Genomic DNA, 24173 nt, shown 5'->3' with positions numbered 1-24173 from the left:
CGAGTGCGACGAACTCGTGGTCATCGAGGGCTGATGACCACGAGTTCGTCGTACTCGGTGAGGCAGGGCGCCGCACGTGGTCGCGGCGCCGGCGGGTGAGCTCGCTGCCCGGCCCGCCCAGCTCCTCGGTGGTCTGGTCGGCGATGGATCTGGTCACGGCGCCCCGCCGGTCGGTGGGTCCGGGCTCGGGCCCGGTGCACCCGGGGCATGCCTCGGTTGCTCCCACCTCCCCCGGGTAGGTGCAGGCCACCGATCCCCACCCAGGAGGCCGCACCGCGATGAGCGACCCGTCGACGATCACGTCGGACTTCTACGACCTCGAGGCGCTGCTCGACGAGGACGACCGGGCGCTGCTGCACCGGGTGCGCTCCTTCATGGACGAGCAGGTCACCCCGATCATCAACGAGTACTGGACGCGCGCAGAATTCCCCCGCCAGCTGATCCCCGCCATGGCCGAGCTCGGCATCGCCGGCACCGCGATCCAGGGCCACGGCTGCCCCGGCCGATCCTCCCTGGTCGACGGGATGATCGCGATGGAGCTGTCCAAGGGCGACCCGTCGATCTCCACGTTCATGGGCGTGCACGGCGGCCTGGCGATGGGGTCGATCGACCTCTGCGGCTCCGAGGAGCAGAAGGAGCGCTGGCTGCCGGCGATGGCCCGCATGGAGCTGATCGGCGCCTTCGGCCTGACCGAGCCCGACCACGGCTCGGACGTCGCCCGCGGGTTGCGCACCGCCGCGCGCCGGGACGGCGACTGGTGGGTGCTCGACGGCGAGAAGAAGTGGATCGGCAACGCCAGCTTCGCCGACCTGGTCATCATCTGGGCGCGCGACGTGGAGACCGACCGCGTGCTCGGCTTCGTCGTCGAGCAGGGGACGCCGGGTTTCACCGCCGTCGACCTGCAGGACAAGATCGCGCTGCGGGCGGTGCAGAACGCGCACATCACGCTGGAGGGCGTGCGGGTGCCGGAGGAGAACCGGCTGCAGGAGGCGCACAGCTTCCGGGAGACGGCGAACGTGCTGCGGGCGACCCGCGCCGGGGTGGCGTGGTCGGCCGTCGGGTGCTCGCGCGGGGCCTACGAGCACGCGCTGCGCTACGCCCTGCAGCGCGAGCAGTTCGGGCAGCGCATCACCGGGTTCCAGCTCGTGCAGGACCTGCTCGTGCGGATGCTCGGCAACATCACCGCCTCGGCGGCGATGTGCGCCCGCCTGTCCCAGCTGCAGATGGCCGGCACCATGACCGACGAGCACGCGTCGCTGGCCAAGGCGTTCTGCACCATGCGCATGCGGGAGACCGTCGGCTGGGCCCGCGAGCTCATGGGCGGGAACGGCATCCTGCTGGAGAACCACGTGGGCCGGTACGTCGCCGATGCCGAGGCGATCTACTCCTACGAGGGCACCCGCGAGGTCAACACCCTCATCGTCGGGCGCGGGGTGACCGGGGCGAGCGCCATCGTCTGAATGCTGCTACTGGGCGTCCCACCAGGCGCGCGCGGCCTCGGCCGGTGTGCGACCGTCGAACTCGACCGCCCGGTTCAGCTCGACCAGGTCGCCGGTGGTCAGCCGCGCGCTCGCGCCGTCGAGGGCATCCCGCAACGGCTCGCCCCACCGGTCGAGCACCTGCGCCCGGACCATCGGCACCACGTTCTCCCGGGGCTGCAACCCGCGGTCGTCCGCCAGCAGGACGACCGGCGCCACGGCCAGCCGCGCATCCGTCGTCTCCAGCATGCCCACCTGCACCTGGCCCGACAGCAGCGCCTCGAGCGTCGCCGCCCGCGACGGCATGCTGGTGACGGTCCCGAACCGCAGCCCGTAGACGTGCTCGAGGCCGAGCAGGCAGAACGGCCGGTCGGGGCACTCCGGCGGCCCGCCGAAGGCCAGGTCGCCGGCGAGCGGTGCGAGGTCGGACAGCCGGCTGATCCCGTGCGCGGCGGCGAACTCCCCGGTGACGACGAACCCGTTCTGATCCTCCGCCGCGGCGGGGGTCAGGACGTCCACCCCGCGCCCGCCCATCGTGCGGGAGAGGACGGCGTGCATCTGCGCGGGCTCCTCCGGGGGGCGGGGGAACCGCGGGCGGGCGAAGGAGAGCGCCGTCCCGAGGTAGTCGACGACGACGTCGACCACGCCCTGCTGCAGCGCCGGGGACACCACCTCCCGGGTGCCGATGCCGTGCTGCACCGAGACCGGCAGGCCGCGGCGGCGGGCGGCCTCGGCGTAGACCTCCACGAGGATCTGGTTCTCGGGGAAGTCGTAGGAGGCGAACCGGATCACGTCCGGGTCGGGCGGCGGAGTCTCCGCGCGGGTGCAGCCGGTCAGGACGGCGAGCGCCAGCAGCACCGCTCCCACGGCCCGGCCAGCGCGCACGGCAGCCACCTCTCGCCGCTCCCGGCCACGTGCCGCCCCCGGTCCGGGGACGACCGCGCGCGGCCGCCACCGTAACGCCGGACCGGGGGAAAAGGGATGGTCCGCACCCGCGCGGAGGTGGAGCATCTCCGCATGGCGTCGCTCCCGCAGGCGCTGCCGGAGCCACGGGCGACGGGGCCGGTCGAGCACCCCGCCCCGCCCCCGATCGCCCGCGTCCGCCGCCGTCGCCGCCCCTCGGGCGAACCGCCGCCGCTCCCCCGCCAGCTCCGCGCCTCGGGCCGGTGGTGGCTGGCGCTCAGCGCCCTCGTCCTGCTCGCCTGCCTCACCGTCGTGGTCACCGGCACCATCCGGTACGTCGACGTCGCCGACACCCGGATCCTGCAGGCGATCGCGAGCGTCCGCTCGCCCGCGCTGACCACGGTGGCCGATCTGGCCGGCATGCTGGCCAGCGCGGGGGCGCTGCACGCCCTCTGGCTGGCGGACCTGGTCCTGCTCGCCGCCTTCCGCCGCTGGCGGCACCTGCTGGTGTGGCTGGGCGTCGGCCTGCTCGTCATCAACGTCGGCACCGCGATGGCGACCACCCTCCAGCGGCCCCGGCCGTTCGAGGTGGAGGTGCTCGGCGACTGGTCGGGCTTCGCGATGCCGTCCCTCCCGGTGACCCTGCTGGCCGCCCTGCTGGTCAGCACCCTCTACTCGCTGGTCCCGCCCGGCCGGAGGCGGGCGATCGGCAAGTGGGTGGTCTGCGGGCTGCTGGTGGTCACCGCCGCCTCCCGGCTCTACCTGGTCCAGGACCACCCGACCGGCGTCCTGGCCGGCGTCGTCCTCGGCGTCGCCACGCCGCTGGCCGCCTTCCGGCTGCTCACGCCCAACTCCGTGCACCCGGTGCGCTACACCCGCGCGCGGCCGGCCCACCTCGACGTCTCCGGCGAGCGGGGCACGGCCATCGTCCGGGCGCTGCAGGACCAGCTGGGGCTGGTGGCCACCGCCGTCACGCCGTTCGGCCTGGCCGGCTCGGGCGGCTCCACACCACTGCGGATCACCGTCAAGGCCCACGACCCGCAGGGGGACGGCGAGAGCAGCGTGTTCGGGAAGCTCTACGCGGCCACCCACGTGCGCTCCGACCGCTGGTACAAGCTCGGCCGGACGCTGCTGTACGGCCGGCTGGAGGACGAGAAGCCGTTCACCAGCGTCCGGCGGCTGGTCCAGTACGAGGACTACGTGCTCCGGGTGCTTTGCGACGGCGGGCTGCCGGTCCCGCAGCCGCTCGGCATCGTCGAGATCACGCCCGAGCGGGAGTACCTGCTCGTCACCGAGTTCATCGCCGGGGCGAAGGAGGCCGGCGACGCCGAGATCGACGACGCGGTCATCGACCAGGGGCTCGCGGCCGTGCGGCGCATGTGGGAGATCGGCATGGCCCACCGGGACATCAAGCCGGCCAACCTGCTGGTGCGCGACGGCACGCTGTACCTCATCGACTCCGCGTTCGCCGAGGTGCGCCCGAGCCCCTGGCGGCAGGCCGTGGACCTGGCCAACATGATGCTGGTCCTGGCGCTGCGCACCGATGCGGAACGGGTGTACCGGCGGGCGCGGCTGCACTTCTCCGACGAGGAGATCGCCGAGGCCTTCGCCGCCACCCGCGGGCTGACCATGCCGTCGCAGCTGCGGCGCATGCTCCGCCAGCAGGGGCGGGACCTGCAGGAGGAGTTCCTGGCCCTGCTGCCGTTCCGGCTGCCCCCGGTGCGCATCCAGCGCTGGACCTGGCGGCGGGCCGGGCTCACCGTGGTCACCCTCGCCGCCGCCGGGATCGCCGTCTACGTGTCGGCCGGCCTGCTCGGATCGCCGCTGTGACCGCGGGGGCGCACCGGGCCGCGCTGCTGCTGCTCGGGACGGCCCTGCTGGCCGGGTGCGGGCAGCCGGTGGTGCTGGGCGAGGAGACGCTGGCCTGCGAGCGGGGCGACGAGGGACACCCCGCCAACGGCGTCGTCCTCATGGCCCAGTCGGTGCCCAGCGCCGGCTGGGTGCCCTGCCTGGAGGCCATGCCCCTGGGCTGGGACCTGGCCGGGCTGGAGGCCGACGAGACCTCCGCGCGCTTCTGGCTGGACTCCGACCGCGACGGGGTGCGCGCGCTGGAGGTGGCGCTGACCGCGTCCTGCGACACGACCGCGGCGACGGAGATCCCCAGCGAGCGGGAGGGGATGCGCCGGTGGGAGCGGGTCGGCCAGGTGAGCCCGCGGTACGTCGGCACCCGGTACTACGTCTTCGCCGGCGGGTGCGTGAGCGTGCTCTTCCGGCTGTCCGGCGAGAACCGCTCCGAGCCGCTGGCCGTGGCGACGCAGGGGATCGGCGCGGTGACCCGTGACCAGGTGCGGGCCGCCGTCCTCGACCAGACCGACGGGGAGCTCCAGCTCGACCCCCCGGCCGGTGGCCGGTGAGCGGCGCCACCGCCCCGGCGGGCGGCCGGGCTCCTCGCCCGTGGTCCCGCGCCCTCGGCCCGCTGCTGTCGGCGGGCCTCGTCGTCGCCGTCTTCGCCTGGTTCCTGCCGCAGTTCACCAGCCTGTCGCAGGTCTGGGCGGCGATCGCGGGCATGACGTGGGTGGAGGTCGTGGCCCTGCTGCTGGCTGCCGGCTGGAACCTGGCGACCTACCAGTTCGTCGTCGTCGCCACGACCCCCGGCCTGACCCTGCGGCAGGCCACGGTGGCCACCGAGGCCGCGACCGCCGTCTCCAACACCGTGGTCGGCGGGGCGGCGGTCGCCGTCGGCCTCACGTACGCGATGAACAGCTCGTGGGGCTTCTCCCGCTCGCGCACCTCCGTGGCCCTGCTCGTGGCCGGGCTGTGGAACAACTTCGCCAAGCTCGGCCTGCCGGTCCTCGCGCTGGCGCTCCTGGCGTTCTCCGCCCCGCCGTCGGCCGGGCGGTGGGTCGCGGGTCTCGTGGCGCTCGGCGCCCTCGGGGCCACCGTCGCGCTGCTGGGGGGCGTGCTGCGCAGCGCCACCGGGGCGGCCCGGTTCGGCCATGCGGCCGCCCGGGCGGCGACGGCCGCGCGCCGCCCGTTCGGCCGCGGCCCGGTGGAGGGCTGGGACCGGGCGACGACGAAGTTCCGCGAGCGCACCGTCCTGCTGCTCCGGGCACGCTGGCACTGGATCACCCTCGCCACGCTGGTGAGCCACCTGTCGCTGTTCCTCCTGCTGCTGCTCTCGCTGCGGTTCACCGGCGTGAGCGCCGACCAGGTCGGCGTGGCCGAGGCGCTGGTCGTCTTCTCCTCCGCCCGGCTGCTCACGGCCGTCCCCCTCACGCCCGGCGGGCTCGGAGTGGTGGAGGTGGCGCTGATCGCCGGCCTGGCGGCCGCCGGGGGGCCGCGGGCGCCGGTGGCCGCGGCGGTGCTGCTGTTCCGGGCGCTGAGCTACGTCCTGCCGATCCCGCTCGGCCTGGGCTGCTACCTGTTCTGGCGGCACAACCGCTCCTGGCGGCGGGAGCCCGGCGCCGCCCCCCGCACCGACCTGGTGCCGGAGGCGGCGTGACCACCGGTGCTCCCCGGCTCGCGGCGCGGGCCGGCCGTCAGGAGCGCGCTGCCGGACCTCCCGGGCTGTGGTTGAGTGTTCGAGGTCACAACCGCGTCCCGGGGGCGGCACCGTCGTCTACCCGGGGCAGCGCGTCGTAAGGAGACCGCGATGGCCCAGCCCGCGACCGACCCGCCCCGCAGCGCCGCGAAGCCGCGCGCCGTCACCGAGGGCGCCCCGGCCGACGCGGGCCCCGAGCAGGCGGTCGAGGCGGCCACGGGCCTGGACATGGTGCTCGTGGACGCCGCCTCCGGGCCGCTGCGCCGCCTGATCCCGCCGGCCGGGACCGTGCTGCGGTTCGGGGCCGCCCTGGCCCGCCGGCCCGACGCGCTCGCCCGGCGGGGCGGAGAGCTGGCCCGGGAACTGGGCAAGGTCGCGCTCGGCCGCTCCGAGCTGGCACCGGGCAAGAAGGACAAGCGGTTCGCCGACCCCGCGTGGAGCGGCAACCCGCTGCTCCGGCGGACGATGCAGGCCCACCTGGCGACGGCGCGGGTCGCCTGGGAGCTGATCGAGGACGCCGACCTGGGCTGGCAGGACGACGAGCGCATCCGCTTCACCGCGACGAACCTGGTCGACGCGCTGGCACCCAGCAACGTGCCGGTGCTCAACCCGCTGGCCCTCAAGGCGGTCATCGACACCGGCGGGAAGAACGCCGTCGAGGGCGTGCGGCGCATGGTCCACGACCTGGCGAGCCCGCCGCGCGTGCCCTCGATGGTCGAGCCGGACGCCTTCACCGTGGGCGAGGACCTCGCCGTCACCCCGGGGGCCGTGGTCTTCCGCACCGACGTCTTCGAGCTCGTCCAGTACCGGCCCACGACGGAGACCGTCCGGTCGGTGCCGCTGGTCATCGTGCCGCCGACGATCAACAAGTACTACATCACCGATCTCGCGCCCGGCCGCAGCATCGTGGAGCACTACCTGTCCGGTGGCCAGCAGGTGTTCATGGTCGTGTGGCGCAACCCCGACGAGCGGCACGCCGGCTGGGGCCTGGACACCTACGGCCAGGCGGTCCTGGACGCCCTGGACGCCGTCGAGCGGATCACCGGTCAGGAGCAGGCGAGCGTCCAGGCCTTCTGCTCCGGCGGGATCATCACCGCGATGGTGCTGGCGCACCTGGCCGCGACCGGGCGGCAGGACCGCGTCCGCTCGGCCAGCTTCGCCGTCACCGTCCTGGACTGGGAACGCGCCGGCACCCTGTCCGCGCTCATGGACCCCGAGGCGGTGCAGGCCGCCATCGAGCGCTCGCGCAAGAAGGGCTACCTCGACGGTGCCCAGCTCGCCGAGGTGTTCGCCTGGCTGCGCCCGAACGACCTGATCTGGAACTACTGGGTCAACAACTACCTGCAGGGCAAGCCGCCGCCGAACTTCGACATCCTCTTCTGGAACGCCGACACCACCCGGATGAGCGCCGCGCTGCACCGCGACTTCATCGAGGTGGCGCTGGGGAACGCGCTCACCGAACCGGGCCGGGCGACCATGCTCGGCTCACCGGTGGACCTGTCGGCGGTCACCGTCGACTCCTACGTCACCGCGGGTGTCGCCGACCACCTCTGCCCGTGGCAGGCCTGCTACCGGACCACCCAGCTGCTCGGCGGCGAGAGCCGGTTCGTGCTCTCGACCAGCGGCCACATCGCCTCGCTGGTCAACCCGCCGGGCAACCCGAAGTCGACCTTCCAGGTGGCGCCGTCCACCCCGCCGGACCCCCAGGAGTGGTTCCGGCAGGCGGAGACGGTCAAGGGCTCCTGGTGGCCGGACTACGTGGCCTGGCTCGGCGAGCGGTCGGGCGAGGAGATCCCCGCCCCCCGGCAGCTGGGCGGCGACGGCCTCGAGCCGCTGGCCGATGCACCGGGCACCTATGTCTTCGACAAGTAGCAGCCGGGAGGTCGTCCGCAGCCTGACCATCGGCGGGCGGACGCTCCGCACCGCCGTGCGGCCGGGCACCGACGACGCCGTGCCACCGCTGCTGCTGATGAACGGCATCGGCGCCAGCCTGGAGGTGCTGCAGCCCTTCGTCGACGCGCTGGACCCCCGGCGCACCGTCATCCGGTTCGACGTGCCCGGGGTGGGCGGCTCGCCCCCGCCCGTCGTCCCGTACCTGCTCTCCACGCTGAGCCCGGTCGTCGCCGGGCTGCTGGACCGGCTGGGCCACCACCGCCCGGTCGACGTCCTGGGTCTGTCCTGGGGTGGTGGGCTGGCCCAGCACTTCGCGGTGCAGCACCGGCGCCGGTGCCGGCGGCTCGTGCTGGCCGCGACGGCGACCGGCTCGCTCATGGTGCCCGCCAGCCCCCGCGTGCTGGCCCACATGCTCACCCCTCGGCGGCACCGCGACCCCGAGTACGCCCGCCGCATCGCCGGGCAGATCTACGGCGGCTCGGTGCGCACCGAGCCCGAGCGGGCCGCGGCGGCGCTGCACGCCCACACCCGGGTCGGCCCGCAGCGCGGCTACTACTACCAGCTCGCCTCGAGCACCGGCTGGAGCAGCCTGCCGTTCCTGCGGCTCATCCGGCAGCCGACGCTGGTCGTCGCCGGGGACGACGACCCGATCATCCCGGTGGTGAACGCGCGGGTGATGGCCCGGTTGATCCCCCGGGCGCAGTTGCACGTGTACCGCGGCGGGCACATCGCGCTGGTCACCGAGGCCGACGAGCTGGCCCCCGTGGTCGAGTCGTTCCTCGACCGCTGACCGGGCCGGGTCAGCCGCGCGCGACCCGGCCGTCGACGTGCTGCTCGAAGCGGTCCATCACGTCGTCGATCAGCTGCGCGTGGGTGAAGTTCATGACGTCGTAGCCGACGGCACCGTCCCGGCCGCCCGGCTCGACCTGGACGTCGAGCCGCGAGGCCCCCGGGTCCGACGACGGCCGGGCGCCGCCGCGGTGCGGGACGCGCCCGGGCCGGATGCGGTAGCGGAACGGCGAACCGTCGTCGGTCTGCGCGGTGAGCTCGACGCAGGGCGTCCCGGCGTCGTCGACCACCCACCGCGTGTCCGACGCGAGGTGCCGCGCGCGCAGTTCGGCCGCCGCCTCCGCGAGGGCCGGCCGCGCCGTCTCGTGCAGGTACTGGTCGACCCGCTCACGGCCCGTGGGACCCGGGGTGCGGCGACGGCGCAGCCGGGCCCGGCGTCGTGCGGCCGGCCGGCCCGACGGGGCGATGCGGTGCCGGTACACGGCGCGGTCGGCCTCGCTGCGCAGCGCGCGGTAGAGCCCGACCATCACCAGCACCATGACGAAGCCGAACGGCAGGCCCATGATGATGGTCGCGTTCTGCAGCGCCGGCACGCCGCCGACCAGCAGCATCGCGGCCGTGAGGACGCCGGTGGCGACGGCCCAGACGATGCGCACGCCCGGTGCCGCGTCGTCCTGGGGACGGCGGAGGCGCGAGGAGAGGTTGGCCATCACCAGCGCGCCGGAGTCGGCCGACGTCACGTAGAAGAGCAGCCCGATGAAGGTCGCGATCGAGGCGATGAACGGGAAGGCCGGGTAGTCGGCCAGCAGCGTGTAGAAGCCCCGCTCGGGGAGGTTCATCGCGGTCTCCCCGAACGCCGCGTCGCCCTGCCGGATGCGGTCGATCGCGCTGTTCCCGAAGATCGACACCCACATGAGGATGTAGCTGAACGGGAGCAGCAGCGTGCCGGCCACGAACTGGCGGATCGTCCGACCGCGCGAGATCCGGGCCAGGAAGAGCCCGACGAAGGACGCCCAGGCGATCCACCAGGCCCAGAAGAACAGCGTCCAGGCGCTCAGCCACTCGTCGGGCCGGTCGTAGGCGAAGGTCTCCGTCGTCAGGCCGGGGAAGCTGCTCACGAAGTCGCCGACGTTCTGGACCAGCCCGTTGAGCAGGAACGCGGTGTTGCCGGTGACCAGCACGAAGCCGGCCAGGCCCAGGGCGAGGACGACGTTGAGCTGGGAGAGCCGCTTGATCCCCCGGTCGACGCCGCTCACCGCCGACACCGTCGCCACGCCCACGGCCAGGGCGATCAGGCCGAGCTGGGCGGCGCGGCCCTCGGGGATGCCGAACAGCACCGACAGCCCGTAGTTCAGCTGGACGACGCCGATGCCGAGCGAGGTCGCGACGCCGAAGATCGTGCCGAGGACCGCCGCGATGTCGACGGCGTCGCCCAGCGTCCCGTGCACCCGCTTGCCGAAGATGGGGTAGAGCACCGAGCGGATCGCCAGCGGCATGTTCATGCGGTAGGCGAAGTAGGCCAGGGCCATGCCCATCAGGGCGTACATGCCCCACCCGTTGATGCCGTAGTGGAACAGCGTCCACACGGTCGCGTCGGCGGCGGCCTCCGCGGTCCCGCCCTCCCCCACCGGCGGGGCGAGGAACTGCGCCACCGGCTCGGCGACGGCGAAGAACATCAGGTCGGTGCCGATACCGGCGGCGAACAGCATCGACGCCCAGGCGAAGGTGCTGAACCGCGGGGTGGAGTGCTCGGGCCCGAGCTTCACCTTCCCGTACCGCGAGAAGGCGATGGCCAGCACGAAGACCAGCACCGCGGTCGCGAAGGCGATGTAGAACCAGCCGAACCACTCGGAGGTCCAGCCGACCAGGGAGCCGATGGTGCTCGCGGCCGACGTCGGGCTCGCCGTCGCCCAGAGCGCGATGGCGAGGACCCCGGCGACCGACCCGTAGAAGACGCGGCGCTTCAGCCCGTTCCCGGCCTCGTCGGGCCGGACGTCGGTGTCGCTCACCTCCGCTCACCCCGCCCCGTTGCCGCGGGGGGCGCTGCCGACTCCGTTGTAGCGCTCACCGGGCGCATCGTGGCACACCCCACCGCGGGAGGCAGCGGCACGAGGGGCCGCCCGGCCTCTCAGGCGGGGTGGTGGACCGCGCCGCCCCGGTGCAGGAGCGCGCCGGCCTCGGCCGCGGGCAGCGGCCGGGAGAGCAGGTAGCCCTGCGCCCGGTCGCACGCCTCGGCCCGGAGCCGCGCCAGCTGCGCCGGCTCCTCCACCCCCTCGGCGACGACGGTCAGGCCGAACGTGTGCGCCGCGCGGATCATCAGCGCCACCAGCTCGAGGTGGGCGGGCTCCGCCGACGCCACGAAGCTGCGGTCGATCTTCAGCGTGTCGACGGGCATGCTGCGGAGCTGCCCGATCGAGGTGTACCCGGTGCCGAAGTCGTCGATGGCGATGCCGACGCCCATGTCCCGCAGCTCGGTCAGGTGGTCGTAGGCGGCCGGGTCGTCCACCAGGACGGTCTCGGTGACCTCGAGGACCAGCAGCCGTGCCGGGAGCCCCGAGGCGGCGAGCGCCTCGGCCACGTCGGCGACCACCCGCCGGTCGGCGAGGTGCCGGCCGGAGATGTTGACCGCGACGGTCGGCTCCGGCCGGCCCGGGGCCGCCGGGGCGGTGGCCAGCCACTCGGCCAGCTGCCGGGTGGCCTCCCCCAGGACGAAGCGGTCGACGTCCCCGATGAGGTCGGAGCGCTCGGCCACCGGGACGAACCGGTCGGGCGGGACCAGGCCCACACCCGGACGTTCCCAGCGCACCAGCGCCTCGTACCCGGTGAGCCGTTCCGAGGCCACGTCGACGACCGGCTGGTAGACCAGGTGCATCTCGCCGCCGGCCAGGCCGCGGGAGATGGCGGCCTCGAGCTCGGCCTGCCGGGCGAGCTGGAGCCGGAGGGTCTCGTCGAAGATCTCGGCCCGGCCCCGGCCGTGGGCCTTGGCCCGGGAGGCGGCGGTGTCGGCCTCGGCGAAGAGCACGTCGGCGTCGGTGCCGCCGTCGCGGCTGACCGCCACGCCGATGCTCGCGCCGATGCCGGCGGTCGCCGTCCCGACGGGGACCGGCCGGCTGATCGACGCGATCAACCGTTCGGCCAGGTCGATCAGGTCGTGCTCGGCGTGCACCGGCTCCACGAGGACGACGAACTCGTCCCCGCCGAGGCGGCAGACGACGTCGCCCGGCCGCACCGCGGCGCGCAGCCGGGCCGCCACCTCGCGCAGCACCTGGTCGCCGGCCGCGTGGCCGTGCGCGTCGTTGACCGCCTTGAAGCCGTCCAGGTCGACGTAGAGCAGCCCGGTCATCTCGCCGGACCGCCGGCCGCGGTGCAGGGCGGAGGTCACCAGCGTGACCGCCTGGGCGCGGTTGGGCAGCTCGGTGAGCGGGTCGTGGGTGGCCTGGTGCGCGAGGGCGAACTGCAGCTCCTCGCGCTGGCGGACCGAGGTGACGATCGCCTTGACCGAGGCGTGCACGACCTCGCCCAGCGGTCCGGGCAGGGGCTCGTCGAGGAGCGCGTCGTCGAGGTCCCCGCGCGCCACGGCCTGGGCCTGGTCCTGGATCCGCCGCAGCCCCGCGACGGCCGACCCCAGGGCGGCCGAGACGGTCCGGACCTCCCGCGGGCCGGCCACCTCGACCTCGACCAGCGAGCCCTCGCTGATCTCGGTCGCCTGGGCGGCCAGCAGCCGGAGCGCCCGGGTGACGCTGCGGCCGAGCAGGACGGCGCCCAGCACCGAGCCGGCGAGCAGGCCGGCGCCCATGACGAGGACGGCCTGGAACCGGTCGTCGGCGCGCTCGCGGTCGGCGGCGACGAGCAGCTGCGCCTGCTCGACCGCCGTGCCCACCAGCCCGGCCAGCAGGGCGCTGCGTTCCTGGCTCTGGAAGAGCGCGGCGACCAGGTCGGGGAGCGGCAGGTCCCTGACCTCGCCGGCGCGGCCGCGGGTGAGCAGCCCGTCCAGGTCCGCGACGACGTCGGAGGTGCGCACCTGCTGCCAGGCGTCCCGCAAGGGCTGCCCCGACAGGGTCTCCATCCGGCGCTGGGCGTCCCGGTAGTCCATCCAGGAGGTCTCCCAGGCGGTCCGGGAGCCGATCAGCTGCTCCGGGCCGTCGACCAGCAGGGAACCGAGGAACAGGGGCATCTGCCGGGCGGCCGCCTGCGCCAGCTGCGCCACGGTCTGGACGTCGCGGACGGCCCGCAGCGTGGCGCCGGGCACGCCCGCGGAGGCCGCCGTCGCCGCCGCGTCCGCCTGCGCGGTCATCAGGTCGTTGGAGACGGCGAGGAACCGCAGGTGCAGTTCCTCGATGTCCAGCCGCTGGGCCTCGTAGGCGCGGCGCAGCTTCACCAGGTCCTCCGCGGCGCGCGCCGCCGCCTCCGCGCCGACCGGGCCGTCGGTGATGCGGTCCAGCGCCCGGTCGGTGACGGCGCGCGCCCGGACCGCCTCGTCGAGTGCGGCCTGCTCCTGGGCACGCAGGAAGAACGTGGGCAGCCCGAGGGCCGCCGCGGCCGCCGGGGCGCTGATGACCGCCAGGGACAGGGCGGGGATCATCTCCTGCTCCACGCCGCTGCGTGCGGCGTCGAGCAGGGCGAGCGCGCGCACCGCCCCCTCGGCGCGCTCGGCGCCGGCGACCTCGGCCGCCCGCGCCTGGGCCGCCGCGACGGTGAGGACGACGACACCGACGAGCGGCAGCAGCACGAGAGCGGCCAGGTACCGCCACAGCGGCACCCCGCGCCGCCGTCGGTGGTCCGCGTCCGGGGATGTGCGCACGCTGCTCCTATCGGCGGTCGTGCGGAACGCTTGAGAGGACCCCCACCCGTGCAGGTGAGACGCGTCACGGATCGGGAATGCCAGGCACTTCGCAGCCGGTGTGGGGAAAACCGTCAGACCCACCGGGGAGGCTGGCGGCACACCGCAGCCCCGAGGAGATCCGTGATCGACCTGCCCGTCCGCTCCGCCCACCCCGACGCCGTGCGTCTGCCGTCGGCCGGCCGCCGCCTGCCGGCCCGGCTGCGCAAGCGGCCCGTGCTGGTCGTGCCGCCCGCGCCCGAGGCCGAGCGCCGGCACTGACCGCTCCGGCGCCGACCCGGTCAGCGGCCGGCTGCGGTCACCAGGTGGCAGCCGGGCGAGCCGAACTCGACGACCCCGAAGCCCATCTGCCCCAGCACGGTGGCCACGGCGGCGGTCATGGTCCGCTGCACGGCGATCTCCAGCGCACCGCCGCGCGCTTGGTACACGCTCATCCGGTCGTGCTGGCGCCACGTCACGAGGACGCCCGCCCCGTCCGGGTGCGGCGTCAGGCAGACCCCGCCCGCGGCGTGCCCGGCCCCCTCCCGGCCCTCGCAGTGGTGCAGGGGCAGCCCGGCCTCGAGCAGCGCGGCCGTGACGTCCACGGCGAGCGTGGTGAGCACGTCCTCGTCGTCGACCATGAACGGGTCCCAGTCCTCCGGAAGCCGGTCGAGCTGGTCGCCGAGGTCGGCCAGCCACTCCCGCTCCTCCGGTGCCTGCCGGCGCACCACCCCGCCGTCGGGGCGCCGGCCGCCGTGCACGACGCGCGTGGTGTCGGTCAGGTCCGCCGAGAGCCGCGCCCACCCGGCGTCGATCGCGTCGGCGAAGGGGCCGGCCACCGCGGCGCCGTCGTGCTCGGCTACGAGCCACCAACCGGTCGCCGACGGGCCGGCGGGGAGGCGCGGCCCCCGCGGGTGGGTGGCGAGCCCGACGGCCGACCGCTCCACCACGGGCCGCTCGACGTCGCTCCTGCCCGCCTCGGCGGCCGGGACGTCACCGGAGGCACGAGGCGGCCCCGTCGGCTGAGCGGCCCGGACCGCCGCCCGCTGCTGCGCCTGCACCGCGTTGCGCTCGAACTCGTAGCGGGCGGTGGAGCTGGCGCCCAGCACGACGACGACCGCGATCAGCGCGCCGCAGCCCAGCACCGGTGCGAGGACCGCCAGCAGCTCACCAGGCACGCCAGGCCCCCTGCGGCCCCTCGCCCCAGGCCGACGCGCGGTGGGTCCACTCCTGCACCCGGGCGGTCCACCCGGGATGGGGCGGGCGGGGTGCCGGCGGCGCGGCGGCCGGCTCGTCCACCATCAGCTCGCTCAGCAGGGCCAGGCCGTCGTCGGCGCCCTCCGGGGCGTGGGAGGACGGCTTGCGGACCGGTGATGCGGTGGCGTGCACAGGAGGCTCCTCGCAGGTGGATCTCCGCGGCTGGGAAGCACCGCGGACGTCCCGAAGGCTAGGGACGGGAAGGCCCCGTGGCGGCCCCTGCGACGGGTTCCGGACCAGGCCCGTGTCCTATTCGTTGCGCAGCCCCTCCCGGGCGGGCGGTGACCCCTCCTCCGGGCCGCCGACCTGTCGACAAACCGCCCGTCCGCGAGCGTGGCGGGGGCTCGGGGAGAGGTCGGTCATCCCGCGGCCGCCCCGGCGCGCCGGCGTGTCGTGGATCAGCCCAGGGCGGCGAGGAAGGTCCGCACCCGCTGGAGCACCTGCGCCGCGGCGGCCGCGTCGTGGTCGGCGAGGCTCCGGTCGGTGAACAAGTGCCGGTCCCCCGGGTAGAGGAACAGCTCGGCGCCGTCGACCGCCGAGGCGAGCTCGCGCGCGACGTCGACGTCCCCCCAGTCATCGGCGTCCATGACGTGGAACTGCACCGGCACCCCGGCGGGCCACTCGTCGGCGAGCTCCCCGAGCGGGACGGCGGCGTGCATCAGCACCGCTGCGGCGGCTCCCGGGCGGGTCTGCGCCAGCAGCTGCGCCGGCATCACGCCGAGGGAGAAGCCCGCGTAGACCAGCCGGTCGGGCAGCTCCTCCGCCGCCGCGCGGCCGCGCGCGAGCACGGTGCCGAAGCCGATCTCCTGCGCGTGGGCGACGCCGTCGTCGAGGGTGGCGAAGGTGCGCCCCTCGTACAGGTCGGGCGTGTGGACGACGTGCCCGTCCGCCCGCAGGTCGTCGGCGAACGCGCGGACCCCGGAGGTCAGCCCCTGCGCGTGGTGGAACAGCACCATCTCGGCCATGAACGGACGCTAGCGGGCCGGGGTGGCCGCGCGGGCGGCCGAACGCGCCGCGAGCTCACCCGCCCCGGGTATCGCGGCGCTTCTTCCTCCTGCCGGTCAACCGTGCGAGCAGCACGTACCGGCCGACGATCAGGACGACGACCAGGACGCCCAGGCCGATCGCCAGCATCGTCTCCATGAGCACGGCTCCCTCCGTCGACTCGCCCGGTGAGCGAGCGGCCTGCAGCCTTCCCGATCAGGTGCGTAGCCGCTGCCGCGGGGTTGCTGAACGAACACTCAGGGACGCGTGACCTCGGACGACACCCGGCGGTTGTGCTGCCGGACCACGAGCGCCTGACCGACCCAGGAGAGAGCAACGCCGAGGGCGCCGAGGCCCACCATGCCACCGTCGGTCTCGGCCAGCTTCCCCGACGCGACGACGATCAGGAACGGTCCCGCCAGCCAGACGAGCCACGTCCACCCGGGGATCCGCTGGGGAGGTCGCACCGCGAGCCCCAGCCGAGGTACGTAGCACGGTGAGTTGGACGCCGTCCTCGTTGGCGTCAGCGGCGGGCTGACGCCATCGCCCTGCAGGGGCGGCTGCCCGGCTGCTCGGCGCGCCCGCCATGGCCCTTGGTTGCACCAGGCCGACCGTCTCGCAGCCGCCGTCGGGACACCGGAAGACGTACGCCCGACACCTGAGGCACGCTCATCCTCGTCGGCTGTCGGCCCCCGGGGCGCCCGACGACCAACACTGGAGGCGAGCAAGATCACGAGGCGGCACACCTCGTGCACCGGCGATCTCAGCTACTCGTCGTCACGAGCAGGCGGCGCTGACCGTGGATGTCATGCGGCGTCGTGGGCGACGATCCAGCCCATGGCCAAACGACACGGTGAGCACCCGGACGTCCTCCACCGGGCAGCGCAGACCGCGATCCTGACCGGCCTCGCCGGCGGGATCGACGATGCCTCCGAGCTCATGCTGTCGGTCCAGCCGTATGACATCCGCAGCCACTTCACGCCGGACGTCGCACTGCTCGAGGTGGCAGCGGCGGCGCTCGGGCTGGCCTGCCCGCCCGGAAGCGAGCGGCTGGAGTACGACGGGCTGACGGATCGCTACCTGGCCGACCTCGTGCTCGACGGCCGCACCGTGCGCCGGCGGACGCAGTACGCCATCTACGCGGCCGCCTGCATGCGCGGCGGACTGCATCCCGACCTGCTGATGGAAGCCGGCAGCTGGGAGCCGAAGCTGTGGACGTACGCCGTCTCGGCCGTCGTCCTGTACAGCCGAGCTGCCGCCGACCACCTCGGGGTGCCCCTGTCCGAGGTCGCCTCGAGGGTCGCTGAGGAGCTCGGCCTCGAGTTGCCCGAAGAGGTCTGAACGAAGCAGGAGACTGCAGCCCCTTCTCCGGCCCGGGGCTTGACCTGTCCTGCGACGACACACGGTGGGCCCCGAGGGGATCGAACCCTCAACCCGCGGATTAAAAGTCCGCTGCTCTGCCAGTTGAGCTAGAGGCCCGGGAGTGCGCGACCGACGGGTCGGCGGCACCCGGCGGAAGGCTACCGCCGGTGGCCCGACGCATCCTGGCGCCAGGACGGAGACGGCCAGGCGGCGGTCGCGGACGAGGGCCGGTGGGCCGGATGGCGGACGTGCTGGATCGGCCCGCGCAGCAGCCCCGGCAGAGGCGGTCCTAACCTTGAGGGGCTGCGCCCACGAGGCGCGGTGACATACCTCATACGCCCGCGATCGCATGCAACGGCCGAATCCGGCCGACGATCGAAGAGGAGGCGCCGCGGCGCCGGGCCGAGCACACAGCCAGAGAGGCAGACGTGACTTCCGAGCGCAGCGTTCCCGACAGCGCGAACCCCGACGTCGTACTCGTCGGCGGCGGCATCATGAGCGCCACGCTGGCGCAGCTGCTGCACCTCGTCGCCCCTGAGTGGAGCGTGGCGGTCTTCGAGTCGGGCAGCGCCGTCGCCGGTGAGAGCTCGGGCCCCTGGAACAACGCCGGCACCGGGCACGCCGCCCTCTGCGAGTTGAACTACACGCCGGCCGGCCCCGACGGGCAGGTCGACCCCAGCAAGGCCGTCACGATCAACGAGCAGTTCCAGGTCTCGCGCCAGTTCTGGTCGCACCTGGTCCGCGCCGGCATGACGGGCTCGCCCAAGGACTTCATCTCGCCGGTCCCCCACCTGAGCTTCGTCAGCGGCGAGCAGGGGCGCACCTACATGCGCAACCGGTACGCCGCCCTCAGCGCCCAGCCCCTGTTCGAGGGCATGGAGTACACCGAGAGCCAGGCCGAGATGGCCGAGTGGCTGCCGCTGATGATGGCGGGCCGCGACCCCGAGCAGATCGTCGCCGCCACCCGCTCGGTCGCCGGCACCGACGTCAACTTCGGCGCCCTCACCCGCCTCATGCTCGACGACGCCGCCACCCGCGGCGTGAACGTCCACGTCAACCAGCGGGTGGACGCGCTCGATAAGGAGAGCGACGGCCGCTGGAAGGTGACCGTCCGCGACACCCGCTCCGGCGACCGCGTCACGATGCGCACCCGCTTCGTCTTCGTCGGCGCCGGCGGCGGTGCGCTCCCGCTGCTGCAGCAGGCCGGCATCCCCGAGATCCGCGGCTTCGGCGGCTTCCCGGTCAGCGGCATGTTCCTGCGCACCCGGTCCCCCGAGCTGGTCAGCCGCCACCAGGCCAAGGTCTACGGCCAGGCCGCCGTCGGCGCCCCGCCGATGTCGGTGCCGCACCTGGACCTGCGGCTGATCGACGGTGAGTACTCGCTGCTGTTCGGGCCCTACGCCGGCTTCTCGCCCAAGTTCCTCAAGGCCGGCTCGATGTTCGACCTGCCCAAGAGCGTCAAGCCCAACAACCTGGGCTCCATGCTCGGTGTCGCCCGCAAGGAACTGGCGCTGACCAAGTACCTGATCGGCGAGCTGCTGCAGTCCCGCTCGGCCCGGCACCGCACCCTGCAGGCCTTCGTGCCCACCGCCGAGAAGCGCGACTGGGACATGGTCACCGCCGGGCAGCGGGTCCAGGTCATCAAGCAGGACCCGAAGAGCGGTAAGGGCGTCCTGCAGTTCGGCACCGAGCTCATCGTCGGCGGGGACGGCAGCATCGCCGGCCTGCTCGGTGCCTCGCCCGGCGCCTCGACCGCCGTCTCGGCGATGCTGACGCTGCTCGAGCGGTGCTTCCCCCAGCGCCTCGACGCCTGGCGGCCGCGCCTGCAGGAGGCGATCCCCTCCTACGGCCGCCCGCTCAACGCCGAGCCCGCGCTGCTGGCGCAGGTGCGCGCCGACACCACGCAGACGCTGGAGCTCAACGGCTGATCCACCGCACGGCCCCGCGCCCGAGTGACCGGTCCCTCACGGGACGGGTTCCCCGGGCGTCGTCGTCACAGCACGTCGAACGCCAGCAGCAGCACGAGGGTCAGCAGCGCCGACACGAGCAGCGACCCGAGGCAGCCCAGACGGCTGGAGAAGAGGAAGAACACCCTCCACCGGTGCCCGCCGACCCCGGGGGCCCACACCTCATGTGCAGGGCGTCACCCCGGTAGGGGCCGGACCACCCGATCAGGGGATCGCGGCCGACCCGGACGATTACGTACCGTCATCGTCGTTCGGTCGGGAGCGCGACACCGCGCCCCGTCCGCCGCATCGTCCGCTCCCGCGCCCCGGCGCCGGGCGGGTACGACCCCGGCCCGGCTGACCCGTTCCCCCCGGGGCGGCCGGGCCGGCTTCTTCCCCGGGGCCTCAGGCGCGCCGGCACACCTGCCGCACGAGCTCGGTGAGCGCGTCCCGCAGGCCGTCGTCGACCGGGAGGTCGACCACCACCTCCGGCCGCTCGCCGATCCGCACCCCCACGGGGAACAGGTGCGGCTGCTTCGCCTCGGCCAGGACGTGCGCGTCGCAGGTGGCCGGGGTGAACGTCACGCTGCCGGCCGTCGTCGCCGCGCCCGCGGGCAGCTCGAGGGGCAGCTCCGCCGCGACGTCGAACTGGACGTTGCCCCCGACGCGGCCGACGACGACCTCGTCGTCGGCTCCCAGCCGGGCCAGGGCCAGACGGCCGGTGAGCCGCTCGGGGCCCGCCTGCAGCCCGTCCACCCGGAGCTCGACCGCCTCGGCCACCGCGCGGGCCCTGCACTCCTCCGCGTGCACCCGGGTGAGCGCGTCGCCCTCCAGCGGCACCCGCACCTCCTCCACCGAGCCGTCCGGCCGGGCGAGCGTCAACCGCGCCGCCGGGGCCCCGCTGCCGGCGGGGCACACCGCCTCGCCGTAGGGGGTCGGTAGGTCGATGACCCGTCCGGGTGCGAACGCGGCGGTCACCCCGGACGGCGGGAGCGGCACGAACCCTGGCGCGTCCAGCGCCACCCCGGTCACCGTGTACGGCGCACCCCCGGTGTGGGTGACCCGCACCTGGACCCGTCCGCCGACGGCTTCGTCGGTGCGCAGGCGGACCGCCTGGACGGCGATCCCCGGCACCCGTGGCTGGGCGGTGGGCGCGGCGCTCGTCGGCGCGGGTGCCGACCGCGGCTCGACGGGCTCGGCGCCGCACGCGGCGAGGAGCAGCGCCCCCGCCAGCAGCACGGCCCTCCGCCCCATGGCGCCGCAGCGTAGGGCGGCGGCCGCGTCAGCGGTGGCGGCTCGGCACCCGGGCCTTGACCCGGCCGGCGTCCATGCGCACCTCGAGCTTCTCCTGCGGGTTGGCCGCCGGGCCGCGCCGCGGCTCGCCGTCGTCGAGGTCGAACGCGGAGCCGTGCCACGGGCAGACCAGGCACTCGCTACCCCGCACCGTCTCCACGGTGCCCTCGTCGAGCGGGCCCGACAGGTGCGAGCAGGCGCCGACGAAGACGTCGACCCGCGCGCCGCGGCGCACGACCGCCAGCGGCACCGACATGCTGCCGCCCTTGCCGGTGCGCATCGTCGGCCGGCCCTCGGGCAGGTCGTCGAGCGGCCCCAGGTCGACCCAGTCGGTGGTCAGCGCGCGGACGGCGGTCGCCGCGTGCGACGCGCCGGAGGACTGCGCGTAGGACATGTGCCCGCCGATCGCCGCCGATCCCCCGGCCAGGCCCAGACCCGCGTAGGCCAGCGCACGGCCCAGCGTCCCCCGCCCGCGCGCGCGGGCCACGAGCGATCCGCCGTAGAGCCCCACCGCCGCGGTGTTCATCACCGCGTGCAGCGCACCCAGCCGTCGGACCCCGGCGCCCTGCTCCGACCAGTCCGCGGCACCGGACAGCGCGGCGGGGACGGAGACGGCGACGCCGGTGCCGATCAGCACGGTGGCGGCGGGTCGCAGCGGCGGCACGGCGTCCAGCAGGGCGGCCGAGACCCAGCTGCCCACCGGCACCTGCACCAGCACCGGGTGCAGCGGGTGCCCCAGCCAGGTGCCGTGCAGGACGTCCTTGACCGCGCTCGGCATGCCCTGGACGGCACGCCGGGCCGGCTCGATGGCCTTGTCGAACGCCGTCACGTCCGCGATGCGGTCCAGGAAGCCCATGAGACTCATGGGCGCCTCCTACCCGCACGACCCCGGCCCGACGCACGGGACGACGACGACTGCGCCGGGGCACGCACAGGTGACCGTGAGCAAGGACACGGGTGGATCTCAGCTCGACCAGGCATGTTCACAGGTGACAGCGGTTCTGCCGAGGTGAATCCTTGTCCCACCGTCCCGCCCACCTGCTGAAGGACCCCCGTGACCTGCGCGTCCCTGCTCCGCCGCGGCCAGGCCGCCGACGCCGTCGGTGACCTGCCGGACGCGCCGGTGCCCGGAGAGCGCCCGGTCTCCGACCGCCTGACCGCCTGCCTGCGCGGGGACTCGATCCCGGCCCAGTTCCTGCGCTTCGTGCTGGTCGGCGGGGCGAGCACCGTCGTCTACGCGCTGCTCTTCGTCGCCGGGCACGGCTGGGGCTACCTGACGGCGCACCTCGTGGGGACGGCGGCGTCGACGGTGCTCGCCAACGAACTGCACCGCCGGCTGACCTTCCACGCCGACGAGCGGGTGCACTGGTTCACCGCGCAGTGGGAGGCCGGCGGCGTCACCGTCCTGGGCCTGCTGGCCACCAGCACCGCCCTCGGCCTGCTGGACGCCCTCACCGGGGACAACCACCCCGTCCTGCAGATCGCGACGGTCGTCGGCGTGACCGCCTTCATCGGTCTCCTGCGATTCATCGCGCTGCGCTGGATCTTCCGCCCGGCGCCGGCGCGGGCCTGACACGCGCCGCCGGGACCTGAACCACGGTCCGGACATCGCTTAGCGTGTGCCCGGTGAGCGAGCCCACCGCGTCGACGTCCCCGTGGCCGGGCCGCGCCCGCGTGGCCGCGCTCTGGTCGGCGCGGGTCGCGCTCGCGCTCGTCGGGGCGCTCGTCGCCGTCCTGCTGTTCGCCAAGGTCTCGGCCCCCATCGGCCCCTTCGACGCCACGTTGTCCTTCCGCCCCGCGTCCGGCGGGGCCGAGGTCGCCGTCCCCCCGCTGGGCTCCCTCGCGGTCGACGCCTACGACGGCCCGCTCCGGCTGGACATCTCGCTGGAGTCGGTGGACCAGGCCCGCGCGCAGGCGCTGGCCAACGACCCGGTGCGGCTGGCCGGCGTCGTCGACCGGGTGACGGAGAACCTTCAATCGGCTGTGGTCCGGCTGGTCTGGGTCACCGTGCTGGTGGCGCTCGCCGGCGCGGCGCTCACCTCCTGGGCGGTCCTGCGCCGGCGTCGCGAACCCCTGATCGCCGTCGGCATCACCGCGGCGCTGCTGGCCGGCACGGGCGGCCTCGGCGCCGCGACGTGGCGACCGGAGGCACTGTCCCAGCCGACCTACACCGGCCTGCTGGTCAACGCCAACAGCCTCATCGGCAGCGCACAGGACCTCGTCGCCCGGTTCGACGCCTACCGCGCGTCGCTGGAGGACCTGGTGGCCAACGTGGGCACCCTCTACGCCACGCTGTCCGCCCTGCCCACCCCGAGCAACACGGGGGACTCGGTGGTCCTGCTGCACGTCTCCGACATCCACCTCAACCCGGCCGGCTTCGACCTGGTCCGGCAGGTGGCGGAGAAGTTCGACGTCGACGGCATCCTGGACACCGGTGACATCACCGACTGGGGCTCCGAGCCCGAGAACCGGCTGATCACCTCCGTCGGCGACCTCGACGTCCCCTACGTCTACATCCGCGGCAACCACGACTCGGCCACCACGGCGGGCATCCTGGCCGCCCAGCCCAACGTCACGGTCCTGGACGACTCGGCCGTGACCGTCGCCGGCATCCGCGTCGTCGGCACGCCCGACCCGCGCTTCACCCCCGACAAGAGCACCGGTGACGACGACGCGGGCGCCGACGTCCTGGAGCGCTCCGGCGAGGAGCTGGCCGACTACACCCGCACGCTCGCCGAGGACCCGGCCATCGCGCTGGTCCACGACCCGGAGCAGGCCCCGCCGCTCGACGGGCTGGTGCCGCTGGTGCTGGCCGGGCACACGCACGACCGGCAGGTCGAGGAGCTCGAGGACGGCACCCTGCTGATGGTGCAGGGCTCGACCGGCGGTGCCGGCCTGCGGGCGCTCGAGGGCGAGTACCCCGAGCCGCTCACCTGCACCGTGCTCTACCTCGACCCGGAGACCGGTGCGCTGCAGGCCTACGACGACATCACGCTCGGCGGGCTGGGCGCCACCCAGGTGACCGTGGAGCGGACGCTCGTCGCCGCGGACCCCTCGGCGAGCGGGGCGGGATCCCCCGCCGGCGGGGTGGAGCTCCCGGCCGACGGCGGCACGGCCGGCCCGCTCCTCCCGGCCGACGAGCCGCTCGTGCCGACGTCCCCGCCCGGCTGAGCACCGGGTCCTACGCTCGGCTCATGACGTCGACGACCCGAGCCGCCCGGTTCGCCGCAGGAGCCCTGGCCGGTGGCCTGTCCCTCGCCGCCCTCACCGGGTGCAGCTTCTCGTCCCAGAACGTCTCCTGCAGCGGGGGCACCTGCACGGTGACCCTCTCCGGCGCCGGCGCGGAGGCCGAGATCCTCGGCACCACGGTGTCGGTCGGCAGCGTCGAGGACGGCCGGGCCTCGCTGAGCGTCGGCGGGACCACGGTCTCCTGCGCGCAGGGCGAGAGCGTGGCGGCCGGCCCCCTGGAGCTCGCCTGCTCCAGCGTCACCGACGACTCGGTGGAGCTGCGGGCCACCGTCGGCTGAGCGCTCCGGCTCAGCTTGCCGTTTAACCCCTGACCTGTTGGTTGTGGGTGTCGGGATGGTCCCGTGTGGTGATCTTGCCGATGCCGTGGCGGGTGGCGCGTTGTCGGTTTTTGGCACCGGGAGGGCGTCCCGGGCCCGGGCGGGTGGGTTTCGGCGCGCTGGCCGGCTGGGGGATCTTCACGCGGAGGTGGCGAAACCCTCGTCGGACCCGGGCGGGGGTTAATCGCTCGGGAGGCAGGGGTCTCTCCCAGGGCCGGCGCAGATCCGCTGCGAGGTGGCGGGCCAGGCGCAGTTGGGTGTGGGAGGCGAGGACCAGCCAGGTCCAGCGGTCGGCCGCCTGGGGAGAGCGGATCTTCGGGGCCGTCCACCCCAGGGTCTGCT

At 74.5% G+C, this 24173-nt stretch carries 22 protein-coding genes and 1 tRNA gene; 12 read left to right on the top strand and 11 right to left on the bottom strand.

Annotated features, from left to right (window positions below):
• The first annotated feature begins 278 nt into the window (after window positions 1-278).
• Window positions 279-1460: an acyl-CoA dehydrogenase family protein gene (locus BMW62_RS11410; RefSeq protein WP_091930987.1), complete on the top strand. Its 1182-nt coding sequence runs from the start codon at window positions 279-281 to the stop codon at window positions 1458-1460.
• 6 nt (window positions 1461-1466) lie between these two features.
• On the opposite strand, the gene BMW62_RS11405 is transcribed toward BMW62_RS11410, so the two are convergent.
• Complete coding sequence (locus BMW62_RS11405) at window positions 1467-2363, bottom strand: ABC transporter substrate-binding protein (protein ID WP_091930986.1); 897 nt, start codon at window positions 2361-2363, stop codon at window positions 1467-1469.
• 132 nt (window positions 2364-2495) lie between these two features.
• On the opposite strand from BMW62_RS11405, the gene BMW62_RS11400 reads away from it, so the two are divergent.
• The 5 genes from BMW62_RS11400 to phaZ all read left to right on the top strand — a co-directional run bounded on the left by BMW62_RS11400 (window position 2496) and on the right by phaZ (window position 8605).
• Window positions 2496-4211: a phosphatase PAP2 family protein gene (locus tag BMW62_RS11400; protein ID WP_091931112.1), complete on the top strand. Its 1716-nt coding sequence runs from the start codon at window positions 2496-2498 to the stop codon at window positions 4209-4211.
• A complete protein-coding gene (locus tag BMW62_RS11395; RefSeq protein WP_244523982.1) occupies window positions 4208-4795 on the top strand; it encodes a hypothetical protein in 588 nt (195 codons plus the stop codon). Before BMW62_RS11400 ends, BMW62_RS11395 begins: the two co-directional genes overlap by 4 nt.
• Window positions 4792-5883 (top strand): flippase-like domain-containing protein, encoded by a 1092-nt coding sequence (locus BMW62_RS11390; protein ID WP_091930985.1) that lies wholly within the window; start codon window positions 4792-4794, stop codon window positions 5881-5883. The genes BMW62_RS11395 and BMW62_RS11390 overlap by 4 nt, the downstream gene beginning before the upstream one ends.
• A gap of 150 nt (window positions 5884-6033) precedes the next feature.
• Window positions 6034-7794: a PHA/PHB synthase family protein gene (locus tag BMW62_RS11385; protein WP_091930984.1), complete on the top strand. Its 1761-nt coding sequence runs from the start codon at window positions 6034-6036 to the stop codon at window positions 7792-7794.
• Entirely contained in the window at window positions 7778-8605 is an 828-nt protein-coding gene (phaZ, locus tag BMW62_RS11380) for a poly(3-hydroxyalkanoate) depolymerase (RefSeq protein WP_244523981.1), read from the top strand. The genes BMW62_RS11385 and phaZ overlap by 17 nt, the downstream gene beginning before the upstream one ends.
• 10 nt (window positions 8606-8615) lie before the next feature.
• Here the strand turns inward: phaZ and betT are convergent, their stop codons facing one another.
• Window positions 8616-10613 carry a choline BCCT transporter BetT gene (gene betT / locus BMW62_RS11375; protein ID WP_091930982.1) on the bottom strand — a complete coding sequence of 666 codons (1998 nt, stop codon included), beginning with the start codon at window positions 10611-10613 and terminating at the stop codon, window positions 8616-8618.
• Window positions 10614-10732: 119 nt separating this feature from the next.
• Window positions 10733-13405, bottom strand: a complete 2673-nt coding sequence (locus BMW62_RS11370) for a putative bifunctional diguanylate cyclase/phosphodiesterase (RefSeq protein ID WP_139206250.1) — start codon at window positions 13403-13405, stop codon at window positions 10733-10735.
• A gap of 162 nt (window positions 13406-13567) precedes the next feature.
• On the opposite strand from BMW62_RS11370, the gene BMW62_RS22620 reads away from it, so the two are divergent.
• Window positions 13568-13705: a hypothetical protein gene (locus BMW62_RS22620; protein WP_170852342.1), complete on the top strand. Its 138-nt coding sequence runs from the start codon at window positions 13568-13570 to the stop codon at window positions 13703-13705.
• Between the two features lie 20 nt (window positions 13706-13725).
• Here BMW62_RS22620 and BMW62_RS11365 read toward each other — a convergent pair whose 3' ends face one another.
• The 5 genes from BMW62_RS11365 to BMW62_RS11350 form a co-directional block, all read right to left on the bottom strand.
• Window positions 13726-14601, bottom strand: a complete 876-nt coding sequence (locus tag BMW62_RS11365) for a hypothetical protein (RefSeq protein ID WP_244523980.1) — start codon at window positions 14599-14601, stop codon at window positions 13726-13728.
• Window positions 14591-14812 carry a hypothetical protein gene (locus tag BMW62_RS11360; RefSeq protein WP_091930980.1) on the bottom strand — a complete coding sequence of 74 codons (222 nt, stop codon included), beginning with the start codon at window positions 14810-14812 and terminating at the stop codon, window positions 14591-14593. Before BMW62_RS11360 ends, BMW62_RS11365 begins: the two co-directional genes overlap by 11 nt.
• Window positions 14813-15078: 266 nt before the next feature.
• The gene (locus BMW62_RS11355) at window positions 15079-15645 is read right to left on the bottom strand and encodes a dienelactone hydrolase family protein (protein ID WP_091930979.1); all 567 of its coding nucleotides are present in this window, start codon (window positions 15643-15645) and stop codon (window positions 15079-15081) included.
• 55 nt (window positions 15646-15700) lie between these two features.
• The gene (locus BMW62_RS23475; RefSeq protein WP_280138644.1) at window positions 15701-15823 is read right to left on the bottom strand and encodes a hypothetical protein; all 123 of its coding nucleotides are present in this window, start codon (window positions 15821-15823) and stop codon (window positions 15701-15703) included.
• 98 nt (window positions 15824-15921) lie between these two features.
• Window positions 15922-16131, bottom strand: coding sequence for a hypothetical protein (locus BMW62_RS11350; RefSeq protein WP_091930978.1), 210 nt, complete (start codon window positions 16129-16131; stop codon window positions 15922-15924).
• A gap of 370 nt (window positions 16132-16501) precedes the next feature.
• Here BMW62_RS11350 and BMW62_RS11345 point away from each other — a divergent pair, with 370 nt between their 5' ends.
• Window positions 16502-17005: a hypothetical protein gene (locus tag BMW62_RS11345; protein WP_091930977.1), complete on the top strand. Its 504-nt coding sequence runs from the start codon at window positions 16502-16504 to the stop codon at window positions 17003-17005.
• A gap of 65 nt (window positions 17006-17070) precedes the next feature.
• On the opposite strand, the gene BMW62_RS11340 is transcribed toward BMW62_RS11345, so the two are convergent.
• Window positions 17071-17143, bottom strand: a tRNA-Lys gene (locus tag BMW62_RS11340).
• A 311-nt stretch (window positions 17144-17454) separates the two neighbouring features.
• On the opposite strand from BMW62_RS11340, the gene BMW62_RS11335 reads away from it, so the two are divergent.
• Window positions 17455-18954 (top strand): malate:quinone oxidoreductase, encoded by a 1500-nt coding sequence (locus BMW62_RS11335; protein ID WP_091930976.1) that lies wholly within the window; start codon window positions 17455-17457, stop codon window positions 18952-18954.
• 423 nt (window positions 18955-19377) lie between these two features.
• On the opposite strand, the gene BMW62_RS11330 is transcribed toward BMW62_RS11335, so the two are convergent.
• The gene (locus tag BMW62_RS11330) at window positions 19378-20226 is read right to left on the bottom strand and encodes a hypothetical protein (RefSeq protein ID WP_139206249.1); all 849 of its coding nucleotides are present in this window, start codon (window positions 20224-20226) and stop codon (window positions 19378-19380) included.
• 28 nt (window positions 20227-20254) lie between these two features.
• On the bottom strand, window positions 20255-21130 hold the full coding sequence (locus BMW62_RS11325) for a Rieske (2Fe-2S) protein (protein ID WP_091930974.1): 876 nt from the start codon (window positions 21128-21130) through the stop codon (window positions 20255-20257).
• Window positions 21131-21319: 189 nt separating this feature from the next.
• On the opposite strand from BMW62_RS11325, the gene BMW62_RS11320 reads away from it, so the two are divergent.
• From BMW62_RS11320 to BMW62_RS11310, 3 genes are read left to right on the top strand one after another with little or no spacing between them, the layout of a single operon-like run.
• Entirely contained in the window at window positions 21320-21838 is a 519-nt protein-coding gene (locus BMW62_RS11320; protein WP_244523979.1) for a GtrA family protein, read from the top strand.
• Between the two features lie 53 nt (window positions 21839-21891).
• Window positions 21892-23436, top strand: a complete 1545-nt coding sequence (locus tag BMW62_RS11315; protein ID WP_091930973.1) for a metallophosphoesterase — start codon at window positions 21892-21894, stop codon at window positions 23434-23436.
• A gap of 23 nt (window positions 23437-23459) precedes the next feature.
• Entirely contained in the window at window positions 23460-23792 is a 333-nt protein-coding gene (locus BMW62_RS11310) for a hypothetical protein (protein WP_091930972.1), read from the top strand.
• The last annotated feature ends 381 nt before the right edge of the window (window positions 23793-24173 follow it).

Origin of the sequence: Blastococcus sp. DSM 46786 (genome assembly GCF_900109665.1) — a bacterium.
Taxonomy (GTDB): Bacteria; Actinomycetota; Actinomycetes; order Mycobacteriales; family Geodermatophilaceae; genus Blastococcus; species Blastococcus carthaginiensis.
The sequence above is the reverse complement of the archived record's forward strand: the minus strand, read 5'-3'. Positions and strand labels throughout refer to the sequence as shown.

Excerpts from the sequence above, each read along its gene's own strand:
- BMW62_RS11410 (WP_091930987.1), top strand. The coding sequence starts at position 279 with ATGAGCGACCCGTCGACGATCACGTCGGACTTCTACGACCTCGAGGCG.
- BMW62_RS11400 (WP_091931112.1), top strand. The coding sequence starts at position 2,496 with ATGGCGTCGCTCCCGCAGGCGCTGCCGGAGCCACGGGCGACGGGGCCG.
- BMW62_RS11385 (WP_091930984.1), top strand. The coding sequence starts at position 6,034 with ATGGCCCAGCCCGCGACCGACCCGCCCCGCAGCGCCGCGAAGCCGCGC.
- phaZ (WP_244523981.1), top strand. The coding sequence starts at position 7,778 with ATGTCTTCGACAAGTAGCAGCCGGGAGGTCGTCCGCAGCCTGACCATC.
- BMW62_RS11355 (WP_091930979.1), bottom strand. The coding sequence starts at position 15,645 with ATGGCCGAGATGGTGCTGTTCCACCACGCGCAGGGGCTGACCTCCGGG.
- BMW62_RS23475 (WP_280138644.1), bottom strand. The coding sequence starts at position 15,823 with ATGGAGACGATGCTGGCGATCGGCCTGGGCGTCCTGGTCGTCGTCCTG.
- BMW62_RS11345 (WP_091930977.1), top strand. The coding sequence starts at position 16,502 with ATGGCCAAACGACACGGTGAGCACCCGGACGTCCTCCACCGGGCAGCG.
- BMW62_RS11330 (WP_139206249.1), bottom strand. The coding sequence starts at position 20,226 with ATGGGGCGGAGGGCCGTGCTGCTGGCGGGGGCGCTGCTCCTCGCCGCG.
- BMW62_RS11325 (WP_091930974.1), bottom strand. The coding sequence starts at position 21,130 with ATGAGTCTCATGGGCTTCCTGGACCGCATCGCGGACGTGACGGCGTTC.
- BMW62_RS11310 (WP_091930972.1), top strand. The coding sequence starts at position 23,460 with ATGACGTCGACGACCCGAGCCGCCCGGTTCGCCGCAGGAGCCCTGGCC.